Origin of the sequence: Streptomyces turgidiscabies Car8, from assembly GCF_000331005.1 — a bacterium.
Taxonomy (GTDB): Bacteria; Actinomycetota; Actinomycetes; order Streptomycetales; family Streptomycetaceae; genus Streptomyces; species Streptomyces turgidiscabies.
In genome coordinates this window covers 1-4,117 of record NZ_AEJB01000352.1, presented here as the reverse complement: position 1 = coordinate 4,117, position 4,117 = coordinate 1, and the positions used below count along the sequence as shown (strand labels likewise).

The 4,117-nt window shown below is 69.6% G+C and carries 3 protein-coding genes; 2 read left to right on the top strand and 1 reads right to left on the bottom strand.

The window, feature by feature from the left end; all coding sequences use genetic code 11:
- Positions 1–12: 12 nt before the first annotated feature.
- Positions 13–1,062, bottom strand: coding sequence for a glycosyltransferase family 2 protein (locus STRTUCAR8_RS23685; protein WP_006378477.1), 1,050 nt, complete (start codon positions 1,060–1,062; stop codon positions 13–15).
- 194 nt (positions 1,063–1,256) lie between these two features.
- On the opposite strand from STRTUCAR8_RS23685, the gene STRTUCAR8_RS23680 reads away from it, so the two are divergent.
- Together STRTUCAR8_RS23680 and STRTUCAR8_RS23675 are read left to right on the top strand one after the other, a co-directional pair.
- Entirely contained in the window at positions 1,257–2,723 is a 1,467-nt protein-coding gene (locus STRTUCAR8_RS23680) for an LCP family protein (RefSeq protein ID WP_078507293.1), read from the top strand.
- Positions 2,724–2,891: 168 nt separating this feature from the next.
- On the top strand, positions 2,892–4,117 hold a 1,226-nt coding region (locus STRTUCAR8_RS23675), incomplete at its 3' end, for an LCP family protein (RefSeq protein ID WP_044472751.1).

The window sequence follows — 4,117 nt, the reverse complement described above, 5'->3', positions numbered from 1 at the left end:
CCCCGTTGTCGTTCAGGACGCGTTCGCGCCGTCCAGCACCGCCGGCCGGCGGGCCGCGATCACCTTCCTGGCAAGCGACTTGGGGCTCGTCAGGAAGCCCCAGCCCCAGCACATGTGCATGGTGGCGAGGGCGACGGGGATCTGCAGCCGGGCCTTCAGGGAGAGTCCCTTGCCGGCCGGGACCGAGCCCGCCGTGATCGCCGCGAGGTAGCCGCCGGGCACCAGGAAGGCCCACGGCGTCAGTACGGCGCCCAGCAGCACGCCCGCCGCTATCGCGAGCACGGCGGTGGGCGGGGCGAGGTAGCGCAGGTTGATGGAACCCTCGTGGTAGCGGGCCACGACATGGCGCCAACGGCCGTAGTCCTTGTACTGCTTGGCCAGCGCGCGCACGGAGGGCCTCGGCCGGTACGACACCCGCAGCTCGGGCGAGAACCAGATGAGGCCGCCCGCCTCACGGATGCGGAAGTTCAGCTCCCAGTCCTGGGCGCGGATGAACTCCACGTTGTAGCCGCCCTGTTGCTCCAGGGCGGCGCGCCGGAAGACACCGAGGTACACGGTCTCGGCGGGTCCGGCCGTGCCTCCCGTGTGGAAGGCGGCGTTGCCGACCCCGATCTTCGAGGTCATCGCGGCGGCCACCGCGTGCTCCCAGGCGTTCTCGCCCTCGGCGTGCATGATCCCGCCGACGTTCTGCGCGCCGGTCTCGTCGAGGAGACGTACGGCGGTCGCGATGTAGTCGGGCGAGAGCATGCCGTGCCCGTCGACGCGTACGACGACGGGGTGGCGGGAGGCCAGAATCGCGGCGTTCAGCGCGGCGGGCGTACGGCCGGTCGGATTGGGGACCGTGTGGACGCGCTTGTTCGTGTCGGCCGTTTCCCGTACCAGCTCGGCGGCGATCTCGTCCGTGCGGTCCGTGGACGGACCGAGGGCGATGACGACCTCCATCTCGCCGGCGTACTCCTGGGCGAGGATCGCTTGGACGGCTCCGCGCAGATGCCGCTCCTCGTCGAGGACGGGCATGATCACGGACACGGCGGGCAGCTGCACGTCGGGCTTGGCGTTCATAGGGGGCTCACGTTACCGCGAACGGGGGACACCGACGCGCGCCGCCCGCTTGCCGAACCGGTCCGCAGATCGTATGGGCCTACGGTGCTCACGGATCCCACGTTCGGCCCTCTCCTCTCCCCCCTCGCTCCTCCCGTCTTCCCTCTGCTTTTCCCTTCCCTCCCCCCGGTCAGCCTTCGCGGAGGTGTCCCCCCATGCCCGCATCCCCCCGCTCCCCCGGTTCCCCGCAGCGCCGGCCACGGCCGTCGTCCGGGCGACCGCGTCCCCCCGTACGGCGCAAGAAGCCCCGTTGGGCCATGCGGGCGGTGACGACGCTGTCCGTCGTGGTGCTCGCCGCGGCCGGGATCGGGCACGCGGTGGTCACCAGCCTCGACGCCGACATCGCCCGGGTCGACCCCTTCAAGGACATGAAGAACCGTCCGCGGGCCGGCCACGGTATGAACGTGCTGCTGGTCGGCACGGACAGCCGGGAGAAGATCAGCGAGGCCGAGCGGCGGAAGTACCGGCTCGGCGGGGCGCCCTGCCACTGCACCGACACGATGATGATCGCGCACATCTCGGAGGACCGGGAGCGCGCGAGCGTGGTCAGCCTGCCGCGCGACTCGTACGCGGTGACGCCCCCGCACATCGACCGGACCACCGGGCGCCGGCACGGCGGACACGTCATCAAGCTGAACGCGGCGTACGCGGAGGGCGGCCCGAACCTCACCGTGCAGACGGTGGAGAACATGACGCACGTGAAGATCGACCACTACCTGGAGATCGACTTCACCAGCTTCATGAAGACGGTCGACGTGCTCGGCGGCGTGGAGATCTGCACGCCACGACCGCTGAAGGACTCCTACACGGGGCTGGATCTGACCGCCGGGAAGCACGAGCTGAACGGCGGGGAGGCTTTGCAGTACGTCCGTTCACGGCACGCCGACGGGTCCTCCGACCTGGGCCGGATGCAGCGCCAGCAACGCTTCATGGCGGCGCTGATCGCACAGTCCACGTCGTCCGGGGTGCTGCTGAACCCGATGAAGTTCCGGGACATCACACGGGCGGTCCTCGGGTCGGTGCGGGCGGACAAGGAGTTCGGCACGGGTGAGCTGCTCGACCTCGGGCGGGCCATGCGGAATTTCTCCCCCTCGTCGTCCGAGTTCACGACCGTGCCGATCGGGCGGATGGGGTTCGCCGTCAAGGGCATCGGTTCGACGCTGAAGTGGGACGACGAGAAGGCGGGCCGACTGTTCCGGGCCCTGCGCGAGGACGAGCCGCTGGCGGTACGCAGGGGTGGGGGCGGCGGCAAGAAGGGCGCGCCGGTGCGGGTCGAGGTGGCGCCGCAGCAGATTCGTGTGCAGGTCGAGAACGGGACACTCACGTCGGGGCTCGGCCGGAAGGTGGACCGGGAGCTGGCCGCGACCGGGTTCCGGACGACCCGGGTGCCGGTGAACGCGCGGGAGCGGGGAGCGGCGACACGGACGGTGATCGCGTACGACCCCCGGTGGGACCGGTCCGCGAAGTCGCTCGCGACGGCGTTGCCGGGGAGTTCGCTGCGGGTGGTGCGGGGGCAGGGGGCGCTGCTGAAGGTGACTGTCGGGGCGGATTACCGGGGGGTGCGGAAGGTTCGGGTCGGGGAGTTCGGGGTGAGCACGGGGGACGAGGTGGGGTGTCGGTGAATCGGGCGAGTTCGGTGCAGGCCAGGTCGGGTTTCTCACCCGCCCACCCGTTTGCGGTCCGTTGATCGGCGTACACCTGGGCGATTTGTGTCAGCTTGGCAACAGCACTGTTCCTAATTTCCCTCGACCCTTGTGAAGGGCACAGTCGGGCACTGCACACTGGTCGGCATGAACGATTGGCCCGACGCGTGGTCCGACGACAACCGCAACAACCGGCACGGACGCGGCAGCGCGAACGCACAGCCCGAGGGTGCGCGCGTGATGCGGCAGGTCCAGCGCGGCCAAGGCGGCCAGTACGGCCAGAACCCGAGCGCCCCGCCGTACGGCGGCGGGGTCCCGCAGCAGCAGCCCTACGCCGGTGGCCAGGGCCAGGACCCGTACGGAAACGGAAGCGGGAACGGCTATGACAGCGGATATAACACCGGCCAGGTCTACGGCGGCGCCCCGGGCGGCGGCGGACCTGGCGGTGGGCAGGGCGGGCCCGGTTCGATGAGTGGCCCCCGCTCCGCCCCGGACTGGCGCAAGCGCATCAAGTGGACCGCGATCACCGTGGTCACGGTGCTGGTCGTGGTGTCCGTCGGTACGTATTTCTGGGCCGACGGCAAGCTGAACCGCCAGGTCGACCTGTCCAAGGTCATCGACCGGCCGGACGGCGGCAAGGGCACCAACTATCTGATCGTCGGCTCCGACAGCCGTGAGGGCATGTCGGCCGAGGAGAAGAAGGCGCTCCACACCGGGTCCGCCGAGGGCAAGCGCACGGACTCGATGATGATCCTGCACACCGGTGACAACGGTCCGACGCTCATCTCCCTCCCCCGTGACTCGGACGTCGAGATCCCCACCTTCGTGGGCTCCGAGTCCGGCAAGACGTACAAGGGCACGGGCAAGCACACCAAGCTGAACGCGGCGTACGCGACGGACGGGCCCGAACTCCTCGTCCGTACGGTCGAGTTCAACACCGGTCTGCGCATCGACCACTACGTGGAGATCGGCTTCGCCGGCTTCGCGAACATCGTGGACGCCGTCGGCGGCGTGGAGCTGACCATCCCCAAGGGCGGGATGAAGGACACGAAGTCCGGCGCGAACTTCACGGCGGGCAAGCAGACCCTCAACGGTGAGCAGGCTCTGGCCTTCGTCCGTACGCGGTACGCCCTCGCGGGCAGCGACCTCGACCGTACGAAGAACCAGCAGAAGTTCCTCGCGGCGCTGGCGAGCCAGACCGCGACGCCGGGCACGATCCTGAACCCGTTCAAGCTGTACCCGACGATGAGCGCGGGCCTCGACACCCTGATCGTTGACAAGGACATGGGCCTGTTCGACCTGGGCGACATGTTCTGGGCGATGAAGGGCGTCACGGGCGGCGACGGCAAGTCCATGAACATGCCGATCTCGGG

Coding starts and splice junctions, on each gene's coding strand:
- STRTUCAR8_RS23685 (WP_006378477.1), bottom strand. CDS start 1,062: ATGAACGCCAAGCCCGACGTGCAGCTGCCCGCCGTGTCCGTGATCATG.
- STRTUCAR8_RS23680 (WP_078507293.1), top strand. CDS start 1,257: ATGCCCGCATCCCCCCGCTCCCCCGGTTCCCCGCAGCGCCGGCCACGG.